Below are 1,078 nucleotides of genomic sequence, written 5' to 3' on the forward strand. Positions count from 1 at the left end.
GGGGCACCCCGGCGCCCGGTCACTCCAGGCTTCGCTTCACCGTCTGATCCTGCAACCTGGCCAGCATCTCATAGGGGCTGACGGTATCGCGGATCGTCTTGGTGGCCACGTGGGTGTATCGCGCGGTGGTCGTCAGCTTGGCGTGACCCAGCAGCACCTGGATGACCCGCACGTCCACTGCCCGGCAGGCGCATGCGCAGCATGCTGCCGAGAGGGGGTGTTGGCCTCCAGCAGGTGCGTGGCGAAGCTATGGCGCAACGTGTGCAGTGTCGCGGGCTTCGTGACGCCGGCCATGTGCTTGGCCGACGTGAAAGCGCGGTTCAGCTGGCGCGGTGAGATCGGGTTGATCTTGGGCTTGCCCGGAAACAGCCAGCCTTCGGGACGCGCCTCGCGCCACCACGCCCGCAACAACTCCAGCAGGCCGGGCGACAGCATGACCTTGCGGTCCTTCTGGCCCTTGCCCTGCTCCACGTGGATCAGCATCCGGTCGCTGTCGATGTCGCCGATCTTGAGGTTGCAGACCTCCGCCGCCCGGAGCCCCGCGCCGTAGGAGATGCTGAGCGCGGCGCGATACTTGAGCCCGGGTCCGGGCGCTGCCATCAGGATGTCGGACACCTCCTGGACGCTGAAGACGACCGGCAGCTTCCTCGGTTCGGTGCGGAATTGCATGTAGCGCTTCATCTCGTCCCGCCCGCAGGTCATGCCGAAGAAGAAACGCAGCGCCACGATCCGCACGTTGAACGTCGACGGCGTGACCCCGGTATCGGCCATGTGCAGTTGATAGGCCCGCAGATCCTCGGGCGTCGCGGTATCGGGTGATCGACCGAGAAAAGCTGCGAAATCCTTGATCGCCCGGATGTGGGACTTCTGGGCTTTCTCGCCCATGCCCCGGATGCGCATGTCCTCGATCATCCGCTGGCGCAGCGGGGTTACTCTCTCCTCTTTCATGGAAACCTCCTGTCTGACGATTGAGAAGGTCCCAAGCGTCAGACAGGTCGGACAGATCGCAAAATGCGCATCGTTACGGCAGGCTCACTCCATCAGCCCAATGCGCCAATGCCGCGGAGCGGCTTCGTCC

The 1,078-nt window shown here is 64.7% G+C and carries 1 pseudogene; it reads right to left on the minus strand.

Annotated features, from left to right (window positions below):
* Nucleotides 1-19: 19 nt before the first annotated feature.
* Nucleotides 20-948 (minus strand): annotated as a pseudogene (locus tag QQK83_RS19320) (tyrosine-type recombinase/integrase).
* Between the last annotated feature and the right edge of the window lie 130 nt (nucleotides 949-1,078).

This window comes from Roseicyclus amphidinii (assembly GCF_030163755.1).
In the GTDB taxonomy this organism is placed as follows: domain Bacteria; phylum Pseudomonadota; class Alphaproteobacteria; order Rhodobacterales; family Rhodobacteraceae; genus Roseicyclus; species Roseicyclus amphidinii.